Source organism: Allobosea sp. 47.2.35 (assembly GCF_024655635.1).
Taxonomy (GTDB): Bacteria; Pseudomonadota; Alphaproteobacteria; order Rhizobiales; family Beijerinckiaceae; genus Allobosea.
In genome coordinates, this window is sequence record NZ_JANLGI010000002.1 from 330,260 (window position 1) to 347,795 (window position 17,536).

At 66.3% G+C, this 17,536-nt stretch carries 16 protein-coding genes; 13 read left to right on the forward strand and 3 right to left on the reverse strand.

Annotated features, from left to right (window positions below; all coding sequences use genetic code 11):
* The first annotated feature begins 270 nt into the window (after positions 1–270).
* The 6 genes from NUV79_RS04215 to NUV79_RS04240 all read left to right on the forward strand — a co-directional run bounded on the left by NUV79_RS04215 (position 271) and on the right by NUV79_RS04240 (position 5,443).
* Positions 271–1,443 (forward strand): ABC transporter substrate-binding protein, encoded by a 1,173-nt coding sequence (locus NUV79_RS04215; RefSeq protein ID WP_257731823.1) that lies wholly within the window; start codon positions 271–273, stop codon positions 1,441–1,443.
* A 118-nt stretch (positions 1,444–1,561) separates the two neighbouring features.
* A complete protein-coding gene (locus tag NUV79_RS04220; RefSeq protein WP_257731824.1) occupies positions 1,562–2,488 on the forward strand; it encodes a branched-chain amino acid ABC transporter permease in 927 nt (308 codons plus the stop codon).
* Between the two features lie 2 nt (positions 2,489–2,490).
* Positions 2,491–3,486, forward strand: a complete 996-nt coding sequence (locus NUV79_RS04225; protein WP_257731825.1) for a branched-chain amino acid ABC transporter permease — start codon at positions 2,491–2,493, stop codon at positions 3,484–3,486.
* Positions 3,479–4,228: an ABC transporter ATP-binding protein gene (locus NUV79_RS04230; RefSeq protein WP_257731826.1), complete on the forward strand. Its 750-nt coding sequence runs from the start codon at positions 3,479–3,481 to the stop codon at positions 4,226–4,228. The genes NUV79_RS04225 and NUV79_RS04230 overlap by 8 nt, the downstream gene beginning before the upstream one ends.
* A gap of 2 nt (positions 4,229–4,230) precedes the next feature.
* Positions 4,231–4,929 carry an ABC transporter ATP-binding protein gene (locus NUV79_RS04235; RefSeq protein WP_257731827.1) on the forward strand — a complete coding sequence of 233 codons (699 nt, stop codon included), beginning with the start codon at positions 4,231–4,233 and terminating at the stop codon, positions 4,927–4,929.
* A gap of 55 nt (positions 4,930–4,984) precedes the next feature.
* Positions 4,985–5,443, forward strand: a complete 459-nt coding sequence (locus tag NUV79_RS04240; RefSeq protein WP_257731828.1) for a cupin domain-containing protein — start codon at positions 4,985–4,987, stop codon at positions 5,441–5,443.
* A 129-nt stretch (positions 5,444–5,572) separates the two neighbouring features.
* Here NUV79_RS04240 and NUV79_RS04245 read toward each other — a convergent pair whose 3' ends face one another.
* Together NUV79_RS04245 and NUV79_RS04250 are read right to left on the reverse strand one after the other, a co-directional pair.
* Positions 5,573–6,817: a flavin-dependent oxidoreductase gene (locus NUV79_RS04245; protein ID WP_257731829.1), complete on the reverse strand. Its 1,245-nt coding sequence runs from the start codon at positions 6,815–6,817 to the stop codon at positions 5,573–5,575.
* A gap of 92 nt (positions 6,818–6,909) precedes the next feature.
* Entirely contained in the window at positions 6,910–7,788 is an 879-nt protein-coding gene (locus NUV79_RS04250; protein ID WP_257731830.1) for a LysR substrate-binding domain-containing protein, read from the reverse strand.
* A 108-nt stretch (positions 7,789–7,896) separates the two neighbouring features.
* Between NUV79_RS04250 and NUV79_RS04255 the strand changes: the two genes are divergently transcribed.
* The 7 genes from NUV79_RS04255 (at position 7,897) to NUV79_RS04285 (ending at position 16,638) form a co-directional block, all read left to right on the forward strand.
* A complete protein-coding gene (locus tag NUV79_RS04255; RefSeq protein WP_257731831.1) occupies positions 7,897–9,042 on the forward strand; it encodes a 2-aminoethylphosphonate--pyruvate transaminase in 1,146 nt (381 codons plus the stop codon).
* 17 nt (positions 9,043–9,059) lie between these two features.
* Positions 9,060–10,307, forward strand: coding sequence for a phosphonoacetate hydrolase (phnA, locus tag NUV79_RS04260; RefSeq protein WP_257731987.1), 1,248 nt, complete (start codon positions 9,060–9,062; stop codon positions 10,305–10,307).
* A gap of 1 nt (position 10,308) precedes the next feature.
* Entirely contained in the window at positions 10,309–11,760 is a 1,452-nt protein-coding gene (gene phnY / locus NUV79_RS04265; protein WP_257731832.1) for a phosphonoacetaldehyde dehydrogenase, read from the forward strand.
* A 105-nt stretch (positions 11,761–11,865) separates the two neighbouring features.
* Complete coding sequence (locus tag NUV79_RS04270) at positions 11,866–12,885, forward strand: putative 2-aminoethylphosphonate ABC transporter substrate-binding protein (RefSeq protein WP_257731833.1); 1,020 nt, start codon at positions 11,866–11,868, stop codon at positions 12,883–12,885.
* 119 nt (positions 12,886–13,004) lie between these two features.
* The gene (locus tag NUV79_RS04275; RefSeq protein ID WP_257731834.1) at positions 13,005–14,111 is read left to right on the forward strand and encodes a putative 2-aminoethylphosphonate ABC transporter ATP-binding protein; all 1,107 of its coding nucleotides are present in this window, start codon (positions 13,005–13,007) and stop codon (positions 14,109–14,111) included.
* Entirely contained in the window at positions 14,108–15,823 is a 1,716-nt protein-coding gene (locus tag NUV79_RS04280; protein WP_257731835.1) for a putative 2-aminoethylphosphonate ABC transporter permease subunit, read from the forward strand. The genes NUV79_RS04275 and NUV79_RS04280 overlap by 4 nt, the downstream gene beginning before the upstream one ends.
* Before the next feature lie 95 nt (positions 15,824–15,918).
* Positions 15,919–16,638, forward strand: a complete 720-nt coding sequence (locus NUV79_RS04285; protein ID WP_257731836.1) for a metallophosphoesterase family protein — start codon at positions 15,919–15,921, stop codon at positions 16,636–16,638.
* On the opposite strand, the gene NUV79_RS04290 is transcribed toward NUV79_RS04285, so the two are convergent.
* Entirely contained in the window at positions 16,635–17,504 is an 870-nt protein-coding gene (locus NUV79_RS04290; protein ID WP_257731837.1) for a LysR substrate-binding domain-containing protein, read from the reverse strand. The two genes, NUV79_RS04285 and NUV79_RS04290, sit on opposite strands and share 4 nt — an antisense overlap.
* Positions 17,505–17,536: the final 32 nt, after the last annotated feature.

Consider the following 17,536-nt stretch of genomic DNA (forward strand, 5'->3'; position numbering starts at 1 on the left):
GACGGAACCGATCGGTGGGCAAGGGCTGGCCCGCGCCGCAGGCCCGAGTAAGCACCTTCTCTGCAGAGGGAAGGGCGACAACGCATCGGAGGCGATCCTCCCTTTCCGAACGCGCCGGAATGGGCCAAGGATGCCGCTGGCAGGCGGCAACGTGAAAATTCGCGATTGTCGCTCTTGCAGATATTTTAAGCTTGAAACATTATGGGTTGCGCGAGCCGAAGAAATCCAAGGGAACGGGGCCGCGCTACATCTTCGTTCGGGAGAGCATCGATGACGACATTCAGGTTCGGTCTGGCACTCGGTTGCGGCGCGCTGGCTTTGTCCATCGCCTCCGCGCAGGCACAGGAGCCGATCAAGATCGGCGTGGTCAGCGTGCTGACCGGCCCGGCCGCCTCGCTCGGCCAGCAGGTCCGCGACGGTTTCCAGCTCGCGGTCGACAAGAACGGCGGCAAGCTCGGCGGCGTGCCGGTCAAGATCACGGTGATCGATGACGAGCTGAAGCCCGACGTTGCTGTCGAGCGCGTGCGCTCATTCGTCGAGAGCGAGAAGCCGGCCTTCGTCGTCGGCCCGGTATTCTCGAACATCCTCGGCGCCATCGCCAAGCCCGTGCTCGATTCCGGCGCCTTCCTGATCAGCCCGAATGCCGGGCCTTCGACCATGGCCGGCAAGGCCTGCAACAAGAATTTCTTCGTCACCTCCTACCAGAACGATCAGGTGCACGAGGTCCTCGGCAAATACGCGCAGGACCAGAACTACAAGAAGGCTTATATCATCGCGCCGAACTATCAGGCGGGTAAGGACTCGCTCGCCGGCTTCAAGCGCTACTTCAAGGGCGAGATCGTCGACGAGGTCTATGCGCCGCTGAACGCGATGGATTTCTCGGCCGACCTCGCCAAGATCGCCTCGTCCAAGCCCGATGTCGTCTTCGCCTTCCTGCCCGGCGGGCTTGGCGTCAATTTCGTCAAGCAGTGGTCGCAGGCCGGCCTGCAGGGCAAGATCCCGTTCCTCTCAGCCTTCACGGTCGATGAATCGACCCTGCCGGCGCAGCAGGACGCCGCGGTCGGCCTCTTCGGCGGCATGACCTGGGCGCCCAACATGGACAACGCGCAGACGAAGGACTTCGTCAAAGCCTATGAGGCGGCCTACAAGATCGTGCCCGGCTCCTATGCCCAGCAGTCCTACGATGCGGCGATGCTGATCGATTCCGCGGTCAAGGCGGCCGGCGGCGCCGGCAATCCCGACAAGCTGCGCGAGGCGATCAAGAAGGCCGATTTCACCTCGCTGCGCGGCAAGTTCAAGTTCAACACCAACGGCTATCCAATCCAGGACTTCTATCTGGTCAAGGTCGCCAAGCGCGCCGACGGCAAGTTCCAGACCGAGATCGCCCAGAAGGTGTTTTCGGATTACGCCGATCCGCACGCCAAGGACTGCGCGCTGAAGTGACGCGAAGCGTCATCCTCGGGCGAAGCGAAGCTTCGACCCGGGGATCTCTTCGTCACGAGATGCTCGGGTCATGCCCGAGCATGACGTCCTGTGACCGGCCCTGACATAGGACCGCGCAATGACTCTCAGCCTCCTGATCGTCCAGCTCCTCAACGGCCTCCAGTTCGGCGTCCTGCTGTTTCTGGTCGCGGCCGGGCTGACGCTGGTCTTCGGCGTGATGGACTTCATCAACCTCGCCCATGGCGTGCAGTACATGCTGGGCGCCTATCTCGCCGTCACCTTCGTAGGCCTGACCGGCTCCTTCCTGCTGGGGCTTATCCTCGCGCTCGCCGCCGCCCTGCTGCTCGGGCTCGCCCTCGAGTTCCTGGTCTTCCGGCATCTCTATGAACGAGACCATCTCGATCAGGTGCTGGCGACCTTCGGCTTGATCCTGCTGCTCAATCAGGCGGTGAAGATGATCTGGGGCGCGGCTCCGCTCTCCGTACCGGTGCCGGAATTCCTCTCCGGCAATGTCCGGCTGCTGGATGGCATTCTCTACCCCGTCTACCGCTTCGCCCTGATCGCCGCGGGTTTGGGCGTCGGCGCGCTGCTCTGGTTCGTCGTCGAGAAGACCCGCACCGGCATGCTGCTCAGGGCAGGGGCGTCGAACGCGCCGATGGTTTCGGCGCTCGGCGTCGATATCCGCAAGTTGTTCATGGTGGTCTTCGCCTTCGGCACGATGCTCGCCGGCTTCGCCGGCGCGATGGCGGCGCCGATCCTCTCGGTCGAACCGGGCATGGGCGACACCGTGCTGATTCTCGCCTTCGTCGTCATCGTCGTCGGCGGTATCGGCTCGATCCGTGGCGCCTTCGTCGGCGCGCTGATCGTCGGTTTGGTCGACACGCTCGGCCGCTCTTTCATGAACGACCTGCTCCGGCTGTTCATGGCGCCGGCCTCGGCGCGCGCCACCGGCGCCGCTCTGTCATCGATGCTGATCTATCTGGTCATGGCGGCGGTGCTGTTCGTCCGGCCGGAAGGCCTGCTGCCGGCCAAGGGGCGCTCGTGAGCATGGCGAGCACCTCTTCGAACTCGGCGACGACCGCGACGCGGCCGCAAGCGCCGACGGTGCGCCGGCTGGCCCCGTTCGTCATCTTCGCCCTGCTAGCCCTGTTGCCGCTGGCCTCCACGCTTGGCCTGCCCGGGCACTGGCTGACGCTGGTAACGCGGGCGATGATCTTCGCCATCGCGGCACTCTCGCTCGACCTCGTGCTCGGCGTCGGCGGGCTCGTCTCCTTCGGCCATGCCGCCTTCGTCGGCATCGGCGCCTATGGCACCGGCATCCTGATCACCGAGGGGCGGACGGAGCTGCTGGTGGCGCTGCCGGTCATCCTGCTCGTCTGCGCCGTCTTTGCCGCCGTCACCGGCTATGTCTCGCTGCGCACGCGCGGCGTCGCCTTCATCATGATCACGCTGGCCTTCGGGCAGATGGCCTTCTATTTCGCGCAGGCGCTCTCGGCCTATGGCGGCGATGACGGCCTGACCCTCTACGAGAAGAGCACGTTCTTCGGGCGCGAGATCTTCGCCAACCGCACCGGCTTCTACTATATCGCGCTCGGCATGCTGGCCTTCTGCTACTGGTTGGCGCGCCGCATCGTCTCCTCGCGCTTCGGCCGTGTGCTGCGGGCGGCACGGGAGAATGCCGTGCGCGTCACCGTCACCGGCTACGATGTCAACCATGTCCGGCTCGGCGCCTATGTGATCAGCGGCATGATGGCGGGTCTCTCCGGATTCCTGCTCGCCAATCAGACCGATTTCGTCAGCCCGGCCTACATGTCCTGGTCGCGCTCGGGCGAACTGATCTTCATGGTCGTGCTCGGCGGCGTCGGCTCGCTCTATGGCGCTATCCTCGGCGCGCTCGCCTTCCTGATCACCGAGGACGTGCTCTCGAGCCTGACGCAGAACTGGAAGGTCATCTTCGGCCCGCTGATCGTGCTTTTCGTGCTGTTCACCCATGGCGGCATCGCCGGCCTCGCCAACAAGCTGAGGGGGCGCCGCGATGGCTGAGCCGGCGCTCGCACTCAAGAGCCTCGCCAAGTCGTTCGGCGCGCTCAAGGTTACCAACGAGGTCGACCTCACCATCGCGCCCGGCGAGCTCCACGCCCTGATCGGCCCCAACGGCGCCGGCAAGACGACGCTGGTCCACCAGATTTCCGGGACGCTCAAGCCGGATGCCGGCGCGATCCTGTTCGGCGGTCAGGACATCACCCGTCTGCCGCCGCAGGCACGGGCGCGGGCCGGGCTCGCGCGCACCTTCCAGATCACCTCGACCATCGCCTCGCTCTCGGCGCTGGAGAATGTCGCCCTCGGCGTGCAGGCGCATAGCGCCCATCCGCTCTCACTGTTCCGCGACGCGGCGAGCGACGCGGCGCTCAACGCTCCTGCCTGGGAGGCGCTGGACGCCGTCGGCTTGGCCGAGCGTGCCCATGCGCCGGCCGGCAGCCTCTCGCATGGCGAGAAGCGCGCGCTCGAGATCGCCATGGCGTTGACCCTGCAACCGAAGCTCATCCTGCTCGACGAGCCGCTGGCCGGTGTCGGCCATGAGGAGGGCGAGCGCCTGATCGCGCTGTTGAACAGCCTGAAGGGCCGCTTCGCCATGCTGCTCGTCGAGCACGACATGAGCGCTGTCTTCGCTCTGGCGGATCGCGTCACCGTGCTGGTCTACGGCGGCGTCATCGCCTCGGACGAACCGGCGGCTGTCCGGGCCGATCCGGCCGTGCGGCAGGCCTATCTCGGCGAGGAGGGCTAGCGATGCTCAACGTCGAAGGGCTCGATGCCGGCTATGGCGAGGCGCAGATCCTGTTCGGGGTCGATCTCAGCGTCGGCGAGGGCGAGGTCGTGACCCTGCTTGGCCGCAACGGTATGGGTAAAACCACCACTGTCCGGAGCATTATGGGGCTCCTGCCGGCAAAGGCCGGCAAGATCGCCTTCGGCGGGCGCGACCTCACCGGTGCGGCCCCCTTCCGCATCGCACAGGCCGGGATCGGCCTCGTGCCGGAAGGCCGTCAGATCTTCCCGACGCTCTCCGTCGAGGAGAACCTGATCGCGACCGCGGCCGATCGTTCGGGCAAGAAGCGCTGGGACCTCGGGCGGATTTACGCCTTCTTCCCGCGTCTCAAGGAAAGGCGGGAGAACCGCGGCAACCAGCTTTCCGGCGGCGAGCAGCAGATGCTGGCGATCGGCCGGGCGCTGATGACCAATCCGAAGCTGATCATCCTCGACGAGGCGACCGAGGGGCTCGCCCCCCTGATCCGCGAGGAGATCTGGAACTGCCTGACCGCCTTGAAGGCGGAGGGCGAGTCGATCCTCCTCATCGACAAGAACGTCGATGCGCTGGTCCGGATCGCCGATCGCCATGTCGTGCTGGAGAAGGGCCGCGTCGTCTGGCGCGGCTCCAGCGTGGAATTGCGCAGCGACAGCGCCGTGAAGGACCGCTTCCTGCACTTCTAGCAGGTCACGCCAACGCCATCCGGCCTCCGCGCCGGCAGATGAGGAGAGCAAGATCATGAAACCGCTGACCGCAGGCGTGACGCGCGCCAATGAAGGTCTCGACGGCATCTCCTGGAGCATCCTCGGCCAGACCTATGTGCCGAAGACGCTGACGGAGGAGAGCTTCTCCTGGCACGCGACCCTGCCGCCCGGCACCTTCGTGCCGCCGCATATCCATACGACGCAGGACGAGTTCATCTACATGCTGGAGGGCCGGCTCGACCTGCTGCTCGACGGGCAGGAGAGCTTCGCCACCGCCGGCGACCTGATCAAGCTGCCGCGCAACATCCCGCACGGCCTGTTCAACAAGAGCGACGCGACGGTGAAGTGCCTGTTCTGGGTCTCGCCGACGGCACGGCTCTATGACCTGTTCTGGGGCCTGCATTCCATGGCCGAGCAGAAGCCGGCCGATGTCGTCGCCCTCTCGGCCAAGCACGAGGTCGATTTCCTGCCGCCGCCGCCCGACGGGGCGTGAGGGGCGGGCAACCGCAATTTGCTGAACGGCGTCGTCATGGTCGGGCTTGTCCCGACCATGCGCGCCTTCCTCAATTGAAGGCGGCGTTCAACGCGGAGATGCCTGCCACGAGTGCGGGCACGACGAGAACTACTTCTTCCCCGCCAATTGCTCGGCCGAGAACCCGGCCTTGCCCGCATAGGATTTCACGATCTGCTCGCGCTTGGCATAGCCCAGCACGCGCTCGACATCGTCGAAGCCTTGCGGGGCCAGCGCCTCGACCGCGTCGATGACCCGCTCCGGGCCGCCGACCCGGTTCATCGCCACCACCTCCGCCGTCGCCGGCAGGCGCTGCGCTTCATAGGCCGCCAGCGCCTGGCGCGGATGCTCGGCCTTGGCCAGCCAGTCGGCGAGGCAGCGCGCATCGAGGATCGCCTGCGAGGCGCCGTTCGAGCCGACCGGATACATCGGATGCGCCGCGTCGCCGAGCAGCGTGACGCGGCCATGGGTCCAGCGAGGCAGCGGGTCGCGGTCGCACATCGGGTATTCCCAGAAGGTCGAGGTCGCCTGGATCAGTCCGAGGATGTCCATGCCCGGCACGCTGAAGCGCCTGGCGAAGGGCAGCACGTCCTCGAGACGGCCGGGCTTGGACCAGGCCTCCTTCGGCGGAGGCCGCTCGGGATCGCCGGTGCGGATATTGACGACCCAGTTGGTCAGCCGCGTCTTGGCGCTGGTGCCCTTGCCGATCGGGTAGAGCACGAGCTTGCCAGCCATGCCGCCGGCGATGATCATGCTCTCGCCGTCGAGGAATGTGGGCCAGTCGCAGGCACCGCGCCACATCTGCACGCCCTGCCAGCGCGGCGGCCCCTGGTTCGGGAAATAGCAGGCCCGCACGGCCGAGTGGATGCCGTCGGCGCCGATCAGGATGTCGCCGCGCGCCGTCTCGCCGGCTTCGCCGAGGCGGGCATCGCTGAAATGCGCGGTGACGCCGCCTTCGTCCTGGATGAAGCCCTGCAGCCGGCGCCCGGTGCGGATCGCGCCCTCGCCGAGTCGCTCGGCCACCGCGTCGCGGATGACCTTCTGCAAGCGGCCGCGATGGATCGAGAATTGCGGCACCGGCGCGCCGGCATGCAGGCCGCGCGGCTCGCGCCAGACCGTCTGTCCGAAGCGGTTCATGTAGTGCAGTTCGCGCGTGCGGATGCCGACCGCGTCGAGCGCCGGCAGCAGGCCGAGATCGGCGAGCTCGCGGATGGCATGGGGCAGGGTGTTGATGCCGACGCCGACCTCGCGGATTTCGCTGGCCTGCTCGTAGACCGTCGCCTCGATGCCACGAGCATGGAGCATCAGCGCCAGGGTCAATCCACCAATGCCGCCGCCGACGATGATAACCCGCATCTGCCCGTCCCCTCAGGTCTTATATTTTAAGTTTGAAATATCTTTGTCCGGCTTGTCAATTTGCGCAAGGGGCAGGGATGGCAGCGTGTGCTTCAACGCGCCTCGATCACGTCCTGAACCATTTCGAAGAAGCTGCGCACGAGGGGCAGGCGCTGGCGCTCGGCGCGGCAGACGATGTACTCGCCCACGTCGAAATCTGCGCCGGTGATGACGATGCGCTTCAGACCGGCTTCCGGTCTGAACTCGGCGGCGAAGACGACGCCGATCCCGAAGCCGAAGGCGACGGCCTCGCGCACCGCCTCGCGCGACTGCACCTCCAGCAGGTTCGCCGGCTTGATCCCGGCGAGCGAGAGCCGGCTCTCGAAGACCTCGCGCGTGATCGAGCCACGCTCGCGCAACACGATGTCCTGTCCGGCGAAGGCCTCGATCGGAATCTGGTCGTGCCGTGCCAGCTCATGCTGGTCCGAGACGAAGGCGACCAGATCGTCCGAGCGCAGCCGGACGCTGTGGATGCGCGGGTCGGAATTGGCGCGCGCCGTGATCGCGACGTCCGCCGCGAAATCCATGATCTGGTCGACGACTTCCGAGGAGTTGCCGATCGTCAGCGAGAAGGTCAGGCCCGGATAGCGCTCGCGCATGCGGGCGAGCGCCGGCATGACATGGGTGGCACTGTCGGCCGCGATCCGGAGATGGCCGCGCTGGAGCGTACGGCTGCCGGCGAGCAGCGATTCCGCCTCATCCTCGGCCGCAAACAGCCTCGCCGTGACAACGAAGAGGCTCTGCCCGAGCGGGGTTAGTTTCACCTGTCGGCCGGCGCGATCGAACAGGCGCACGCCATAGGCGTCTTCCAGCCCGCGCACCTGGGCGGAGAGGGTGGGCTGGCTGACATGGCGCGTCCTGGCGGCACCGGTGAAGCTCTGCGCCTCGGCGACGGCATGGAAGGCGGCGAGGCCGGAGTAGCTGATGGCCATCTAGTCTATAGATCCTGTCTATGGATGATATGGAAACGATGTATTGGACCTATGTCAACGGTCCTCCTAGCCTCGCGATCATCCGCCGCAACATATCGCGAGACCATCATGGCCCAGGCCCGCCGCCCTGCCTCTTCCGAAACCGGTGATCCGCTTCTCCTGACGCCCGGCCCGCTGACCACCAGCAAGGCCATCAAGGAGGCGATGGTGCATGACTGGGGTTCGCGCGACGCGACCTTCGTCGGCATCAACAAGGCGGTTCTGGAAGAGCTGCCGAAGATCATCCACGGCGGCGAGGATTTCGTCACCGTGCCGATGCAGGGCTCCGGCACCTTCGCCGTCGAGGCGATGCTGACCACCTTCGTGCCGCGCGACGGCAAGATCCTGGTGCTGATCAACGGCGCCTATGGCCAGCGCGCCAAGCGCATCCTGGAGATCGCTGGTCGCGCCGTCGCCGTCCACGAGACCGCCGAGGACACCCCGCCGGACCTCGCCGAGGTCGACCGCATGCTGGTGGCCGACACCGCCATCACCCATATCTTCACGGTCCATTGCGAGACGACCAGCGGCATCCGCAACCCGGTCGAGGCGATCGCCGCGCTCGCCAAGCGCCATGGCCGCCGCCTGCTGGTCGACTCGATGAGCGCTTTCGGCGCCCTGCCGCTCGACAGCCGCGAGGTCTATTTCGACGCGGTCGCCGCCTCCTCGAACAAGTGCATCCAGGGCGTCCCCGGCCTCGGTTTCGTCATCGCCCGCAAGAGCGCTCTCGCCGAGACCAAGGGCAATGCCACCACGCTGGTGCTCGATCTCCACGACCAGAACGCCGGCTTCGAGCGCACCGGCCAGTACCGCTTCACTCCGCCGATCCATGTCATCGTCGCCTTCCACGCGGCCTTGCAGGAATTCTGGGCCGAGGGCGGCGTCGCCGGACGCGGCGAGCGCTATGCCGAGAACGCCCGCATCCTGATCGAAGGCATGGAAGGGCTCGGCTTCCGGACTCTGTTGCCGGCCGCCCGGCAGGCGCCGATCATCGTCACCTTCCACATGCCGGAAGACAAGAACTTCGTCTTCCAGCGCTTCTACGACGCGCTCAAGGATGCCGGCTACGTCATCTATCCCGGCAAGCTGACCGTCGCCGACAGCTTCCGCATCGGCTGCATCGGCGCGCTCGGTGCGCAGGACATGCGCGCCTTCGTCGCCACAGTGTCGGATGTCCTTGATGAGATGGGCGTCGGCCTGAAGTCGGCCGCGTGAGGAGCCCTGAGATGACAATGCACACGAAGATCGGCGCGGATGTCGTTGCGAACGGCCGCAATTATGCCCGCCCGCAGCGCCCGACGGTGGTGATCTGCATGGACGGCTCGGAGCCGGCCTATATCGAGGCCGCCAGCGCCAAAGGCCTGACGCCGAACCTCGACCGGATCATGAAGGCCGGCGCCAGCACCCACGCCTATTCGGTGATCCCGAGCTTCACCAACCCGAACAACCTCTCGATCATCACCGGCCGCCCGCCGGTCTGGCACGGCATTGCCGGCAACTTCTTCTACGACCGCGAGGCCAAGGAAGAGGTGATGATGAACGACGCCCGCTTCCTGCGGGCGCCGACCATCCTGGCCGAGTTCCAGAAGAACGGCCACAAGGTCGCGATGGTCACGGCCAAGGACAAGCTGCGCACCCTGCTCGGCAAGGGTCTGGACTTCGCCTCCGGCAACGCCATCGCCTTCTCCTCGGAGAAGGCCGACAAGGCCAACAAGGCGGAGAACGGCATCGATAACGTGCTCGATGTCGTCGGCATGCCGGTGCCGTCGGTCTATTCGGCCGATCTCTCGGAATTCGTCTTCGCCGCCGGCGTCAAGCTGTTGGAGACCTTCAAGCCCGACCTGATGTATCTCTCGACCACCGACTATGTGCAGCACAAGGCCGGCCCCGGCTCGGAGATGGCGGACTCGTTCTACGCCATGTTCGACGGCTATGTCGGCAAGCTCGACGCGCTCGGCTGCACGCTGGTGATCACCGCAGATCACGGCATGAACGACAAGCACTTGGCTAATGGCGAGCCGGATGTCGTCTATCTCCAGAGCCTGATGGACGACTGGTACGGCAAGGGCACGATGCGCGTGATCCTGCCGATCACCGACCCCTATGTCGTCCATCACGGCGCACTCGGCTCCTTCGCCACGGTCTATCTGCCCGATGACGCCAGCCAGGAAGAGGTCGCGGCCCGCATCTCCGGGCTCGACGGCATCGCGCTGGCGGTGACCTCGGCGGAGGCCTGCGAGCGCTTCGAATTGCCGGCCGACCGGATCGGCGATGTCGTGGTCGTCTCGACCCGCCAGAAGGTGATCGGCACCTCGCCCGACAGGCACGATCTCTCGGGTCTGACCGAGCCCCTGCGCTCGCATGGCGGCATCACCGAGCAGCGCGTGCCGATGATCGCCAACCGGCCGATCACGGTGCCGCAGGGCCGCACGCTCCGCAATTTCGACGTCTTCGACGTCGCCCTGAACCTGGTGAACTGAGATGAACGCGACGGTGAAGCCGCCGGTGCGGCGCGAGGCGATGCGCATCGCCGGCAAGCTGGTCACGACCGACGACGTGGTCGAGGTCCACAATCCCTATGACAACAGCGTGGTCGGCCTGATCCCGGCCGCCCGGCCCGAGCATGTCCGCGAGGCCTTTGCCAAGGCCAAGGCCTTCAAGCCGAAGCTCTCGCGCTACGAGCGCCAGCAGATCCTGCAGAAGACGGCCGAATTGCTGCGCGACCGCAAGGAGCTCTTCGCCAAGCTGATCACGGCCGAGGCCGGCCTGTGCTGGAAGGACTCGCTCTATGAGGCGAGCCGCGCCTATGACGTCTGGTCCTTCGCGGCGCAGCTCACCATCAAGGACGATGGCGAGATGTTCTCCTGCGACATCTCGCCGAACGGCAAGGCGCGCAAGATCTTCACGACGCGCCAGCCGCTGCTCGGCGTGATCTCGGCGATCACTCCGTTCAACCACCCGCTCAACATGGTCAGCCACAAGCTGGCCCCGGCAATCGCGACCAATAACCGGCTCGTGCTGAAGCCGACCGAGCTGACGCCATTGACCGCGCTGGCGCTCGCCGACGTGCTCTACGAGGCCGGCCTGCCGCCGGAGATGCTCTCGGTCGTCACCGGCAATCCCTCTACCATGGGCGATGCGATGATCACCGATCCCGATGCGGATCTGGTGACCTTCACCGGCTCGGTCCGCGTCGGCAAGCACATCGCCGACAAGGCCGGCTACAAGCGCATCGTGCTCGAACTCGGCGGCAACGACCCGCTGATCGTGATGGAGGATGCCGATCTCGACAAGGCAGCCGAGCTCGCCGTTACCGGCGCGACCAAGAACTCTGGCCAGCGCTGCACGGCGGTGAAGCGCATCCTGGTGGTCGAGAGCGTCGCCGATGCTTTCTCCAAGCTCGTCGTCGAGAAGGCGAAGAAGCTGAAATGTGGCGATCCGATGGACCCGGAGACCGATGTCGGCTGCGTCATCAACGCTCGCTCGGCCTCGCTCTTCCAGGCCCGCGTCGACGACGCCGTCACCAAGGGCGCCGAGGTGCTCTACGGCAAGCGGGCGGAAGGGGCGCTGTTCCACCCGACCGTGGTCGACAAGATCCCCTACACCTGCGAGCTGGTGCATGAGGAGACCTTTGGTCCGGTGATCCCGATCGTCCGCGTGCCCGACGACATCGCCGAGGTGATCCGGATCTCGAACTCCACCGCCTATGGTCTCTCTTCCGGCATCTGCACCAACCGCTACGATTACATCCAGCGCTTTGTTGCCGATCTCGAGGTCGGCACGGTCAATCTCTGGGAAGTCCCGGGCTACCGGATCGAGATGTCCCCCTTCGGCGGCATCAAGGATTCCGGCCTCGGCTACAAGGAGGGTGTCGTCGAGGCCATGAAATCCTTCACCAACGTCAAGACGTGGTCCATGCCCTGGACCGCGTGAACGAGAAGGCCAGCGCAGGCGGAGCGATCCGCCTGCGTTTTTGCATGTCAGGGGAAGAAACGTCGAAAGGGCGTTCAAACCGATCATAAAAGAGGGGATGAGAACATGAAGAACTGGCTTGCTTCCTGCGTCATCGGCGCCTTCGCGCTCGCGCTTCCGGGTGTCGCTCACGCGCAGAAGACGAAGGTGACCGTCTACACCGCTCTGGAGAACGATCAGCTTGGGCCGTTCAAGGCCTCGATCGAGAAGGCCGTGCCCGAGGCGGAGGTCGTCTGGGTTCGCGACTCGACCGGCGTCATCACCGCCCGCTTCCTCGCCGAGAAGGACAATCCCCGCGCCGACATGGTGATGGGCCTGGCAGCGTCGAGCCTGATGATGTTCGAGAAGGCCGGCCTGCTCGAAACCTACAAGCCTGCCGGCGCCGATGCGCTGAAGCCCGTCTTCCGCGACGACAAGGAGCCCTATACCTGGACCGGCATGGACGCCTATCTCGGCGTCGTCTGCTACAACACGGCCGAGGCCAAGGGCGTGCCGGTGCCCAGCTCCTGGAAGGACCTGCTCAACCCGGCCTTCAAGGGCAAGATCGTCATGCCGCACCCGGCGTCCTCAGGCACCGGCTACCTGATGGTCGCCGGCTGGCTGCAGAGCATGGGCGAGGCCGAGGGCTGGAAGTTCATGGACGGGCTGCACGAGAATATCGGCGCCTATCTCCATTCCGGCTCTGCGCCTTGCGTCCAGGCGGCGCGCGGCGAGCGCACCATCGGCCTGGCGCTCGACATGCGCGGCGCCTCAGAGAAGAGCAAGGGCGCGCCGATCGAGGTCGTGATCCCCAAGGAGGGCGTGGGCTGGGAGATGGAAGCCAGCGCCATCGTCAAGGGTTCGAAGAACCTCGCGCTCGCCAAGAAGATTGCCGACTGGTCGACGACCAAGGACGCCAACGAGCTCTATTCCAAGACCTATGCCATCGTCGCGGCGCCTGGCGTCGGCACCAAGCCGGCGAACTACCCCGCCAATGCCGAGGCCGGCATGATCAAGAACGATCTCGGCTGGATGGCCGACAATCGCGACCGCGTGCTCGCCGAATGGTCGAAGCGCTACGAGTCCAAGGCTGCGCCGAAGAACTGAGCCTCCGCGATGCCGCCGGGCCGCTTGAGCGGCCGGCGGCATGGTCTGTGCAAGACGTAACGGGAAGTCCCGCCGATGCGCGGGGCGGATCTCTGCCCGTTCAGATGAAGGCCGGCACGATGTCCAAGCCCACGATATCCACGACGAAGACGCCATTCCTCTCGGTTCGCGATCTCGCCAAGAACTTCGGCGCGTTCCGGGCGCTGCGCGACATCAATCTCGACATCCATCGCGGCGAGTTCGTCTGCTTTCTCGGCCCGTCCGGCTGCGGCAAGACCACTCTGCTGCGGGCCGTCGCCGGCCTCGACCTGCAGGATAGCGGCACGATCCATATGGGCGGGCGCGACGTGTCGCGTGCCAGCCCCTCCGAGCGCGATTTCGGCATCGTCTTCCAGTCCTACGCGCTCTTCCCCAATCTCACCGTCACCGACAATGTCGGCTACGGGCTGGTCAACCGCCGCCGCTCCCGCGACGAGATCGCCAAGCGCGTCACTGAGCTCCTTACGCTCGTCGGCCTGCCAGAGCAGGGCAAGAAATATCCCGTCCAGCTCTCGGGCGGCCAGCAGCAGCGCGTGGCGCTGGCGCGCGCGCTCGCCACCTCGCCGGAGCTGCTCCTGCTTGACGAGCCGCTCTCGGCGCTCGACGCCAAGGTCCGCATTCGCCTGCGCGACGAGATGCGCTCGCTGCAGCAGCGCCTCGGCGTGACCACGATCATGGTGACCCATGACCAGGAGGAGGCGCTCGCCATGGCCGATCGCATCGTCGTGATGCGGGATGGCGCTGTCGAGCAGGTCGGCTCGCCCGAGGAGATCTATCGGCGCCCTGCGACGCCCTTCGTCGCTGATTTCGTCGGGCACATGACCTTCTTGGACGCGATCGTGACCGGGCCGGGCGAGGTCCGCGTCGACGAACTCGACCTCGTCGTCGCCAATGCCGCGCCCTTCGCGGCCGGCACGCCCGTGCGGTTGGCGATGCGGCCGGAGGAGGTCCGCACGCGTGGCATCGGCGCGGATACGCCGAACCGGTTCGAGGCGACGATCGGGGAACTCGCCTTCCTCGGCTCCTATTGCCGGGCGCATCTTGAGCCCACCGGTTCGCGCAAGACCCGGATCGCCGCCGATTTCTCGACCAATGCGATGCGCGATCTCGGCATCGTTCCGGGGCAGGTCCGCGCCGTCGCCTTTCCGCCCGAGGCGCTGCACGTCTTTGCCGGGGAGGGACGATGAGCGATCTCGCACCGCCCCTGACCATGGCCGACACGCCCGTGAAAGTCTCGACGCCGCGGATCAGCGAGCGCCATGTCGCCGGCGCGCTGATCCTGGCGCTCTGCGCGGTGCTGGTGCTGATCATCGCGCTGCCGCTCTGGGCGCTGCTCTCCAAGAGCCTGGAGAATACGGACGGCAAGTTTGTCGGGCTCGCCAACTTCGTCAGCTACGCGACGACGCCCTCGCTGTTCTATTCGCTGCTGAACAGTCTGCTCGTCGCTGGCGCGACGACGGCGATCGTCGTTCCGCTCGCCTTCCTCTATGCCTATGCGCTGCGCCGCAGCTGCATCCCGGCCAAGGGTGCCTTCTATGCCGCGGCGATGATCCCGGTCTTCGCGCCATCGCTGCTGTCCGGCCTCGCGCTGATCTATCTCTTCGGCAACCAGGGCTTGCTGAAATCCTGGATGATGGGCGCCTCGCTCTACGGGCCCGTCGGCATCATCGCCGCCGAGGCGCTCTACAGCTTCCCGCATGCGATGCTGATCCTCGTCACGGCGCTCGCGCTCTCGGATGGGCGCCTGCGCGAGGCGGCGGACGCGATGGGCACCTCGCGCTGGCGCATCTTCCATACGATCACCTTGCCGGGCGCGCGTTACGGCGTGATCAGCGCGACCTTCGTCGTCTTCACCCTGGTCATCACCGATTTCGGCATTCCCAAGGTCATCGGCGGGCAATTCAGCGTGCTGGCGACCGATGCCTACCGGCAGGTCGTCGGCCAGCAGAATTTCCCGATGGGCGCCGTCGTCGGCATCATCCTGCTGGTGCCGGCCGTGCTCGCCTTCTTCGTCGACCGCGTCGTGCAGAGGCGCCAGAGCGCCATGCTCTCGGCCCGCGCCGTGCCTTACGTCCCCAAGCCGGACCGGCGCCGCGACCTCGCGCTGCTCGGCTTCGTCAGCCTGATCGCGCTCGCCATCGTCGGCCCCTACGCAGTCGCTTTCTGGGGCTCCTTCGTCAAATACTGGCCCTATAATCTCTCGCTGACGCTGGGCAATTACGACTTCTCGGCTGTGGAGCCCGATGGCTGGGGCCCCTATCGCAACTCGCTGCTGCTCGCTTCGCTGACGGCGGTGATCGGCACGGCGCTGATCTTCACCGGCGCCTATCTCATCGAGAAGGTGAAGCTGTTCCCGCGTTTGCGCGCCTTCGCCCAGTTCCTGGCGATGCTGCCGATGGCGGTGCCCGGTCTCGTGCTCGGCCTCGGCTATGTCTTCTTCTACAATGCCGGCTGGAACCCGCTTGGCTTCCTCTATGGGACGCTGGCGATCCTGGTGATCAACACCGTTGCGCATTTCTACACGGTCGGGCACATCACGGCGCTGACCAGCCTGAAGCAGCTCGACGGCGAGTTCGAGTCGGTCTCCGCTTCGCTCAAGGTGCCGTTCTGGTCGACCTTCCGCCGCGTGACGGCACCGATCTGCCTGCCGGCGATCCTCGACATCGCGGTCTATGTCTTCGTCAACGCGCTGACCACGGTTTCCGCCGTGATCTTCCTTTACGGGGCCGACACCAAGCTCGCCTCCATCGCCATCGTGCATATGGACGAGGCCGGCGCCATGGCCTCCGCCGCGGGCATGGCGAGCGTCATCATGGTCACAGCGATTGCCGTGAAGCTCGCCCATGTCGGCCTCGACCAACTGGTCTTCGGCCGTCTGCAGCAATGGCGCCAGCGCTAGGCACGGGTTGCGGCAGCGGGCATTGCCTCGCCGCTGTGGGTCGCTAGGCTGCGGAACCGAACCGCGAAAGATCGAGACCAGCCGTGCGCCTTGGAGTGATTGCCGACATTCATGGAAACCTGCCGGCGCTCGAAGCGGTGCTGGCCAGGCTCGACAACCTGTCCGTCGATCGCCTGATCAATCTCGGCGACTGCGCCTCCGGCCCGCTCTGGCCGGCCGAGACGGTCGCCTTGCTGCGCTCGCGCGAGATCAGTCATGTCCGGGGCAATCACGACCGCGTGCTGGGCGCTGCCTCGGCCCTCGGGCTGGGCGAGTCCGACAGCTACGCCTGGCAGGCGCTCGATCCGGAAGCCCGTGCTTGGCTCGCCGGCCTGCCGACCGAGATCAGGGTCGAGGGCGCTCTTTGCTTCCACGCCACGCCGGACCATGACGAAACCTACTTGATGGAAGAGGTGCATGACGGCCATCTCGTGCCATCGCCGATCGCGGCGATCGAGCAGCGCCTCGCCGGGCGGACAGCGCCGCTGATGCTCTGCGGGCACAGCCATCTGTCGCGCGCGGCACGGCTGGCTTCCGGCGCGATCGTGCTCAACCCCGGCAGCGTCGGGAACCCGGCCTATCGCGACACCAATCCGGCCCATGTCTCCGAGAGCGGCATGCCGCATGCCCGCTTCGCCGTGGTCACGCTCGGCGCGGAGATCGCGATCGAGCATCATCTCGCCATCTACGACTGGGCTCATGCGGCGCGCCGTGCCGAGCAGAACGGGCGCGCCGATTGGGCGCATGCATTGCGGACGGGAACAGCGCTGTCCTAGCCGCGCAGGACCCGCGCCAGCGCGAAGAAGGCGTGGATCGCCTTGCTGTTGCGGCGCTCGTGCAGGCAGATCAGCTTCTCGTGCATCAGGAGCGGCGGCCCGTCGAGCGGGATGCGGGCGAGCCCTGGATCGTCCTCGCCGAACTCGGCCGCCGAGACGAAGCCGATCCCGCCGCCGGCCGCGACGATGGCGCGTACCGCCTCGCGGCCTTCCGCTTCGACGGCGTAGCTCAGCGTGACTCCCTGTTCCGCCGCCCGCTGTTCCAGCAATTGCCGCGTGCGCGACCCGCGCTCGCGCATGACAAGCGGCCATGTCGCCAGCTCCTGTAGTGAAAGCGCTGGACGCGCTGCCGCAGAGTGACCCTTCGCGGCAAAGGCGATGATCGGCGAGACATTGAGCGGCAGAACCGCGAAAGGCCGCTCGTCGGCGAGTTCCCCGAGCACGCCGATCTCGGCATCGTAGCCGATCAGCGTCTCGACGATGCTGCCGGTATTGCCCTGCGCGATCGAGACCTGGATGCCGGGATGGTGCTCACGGAAGGCGGTGAGCACATCGAGAACGTGATGCACGGAATCGGCAACGATCCTGAGCGCGCCCGTCCGCAGCGAGCGCTCTTCCTGCAAAAGCTCCAGCGCCTCGCCCTCGGCCCCGAACAGGCGATGCGTGACGGCGAGCAGCCTCTGGCCGGCCGGCGTCAGGACGACCTGGCGATGGCGGCGGCTGAACAGCGCGACGTCGTATTCCTCCTCCAGCTTGCGGACCTGGTCCGAGATCGCCGGCTGGGTGAGGTTGAGCGCCAGCGCCGCCTTCGAGAAGCCGCCGGACAGCGCGACCTGATGGAAGGCTCGGAGCTGGACGTGACGCATGGCGGGCAGAGCCTCGTATGGACGATGCCGAA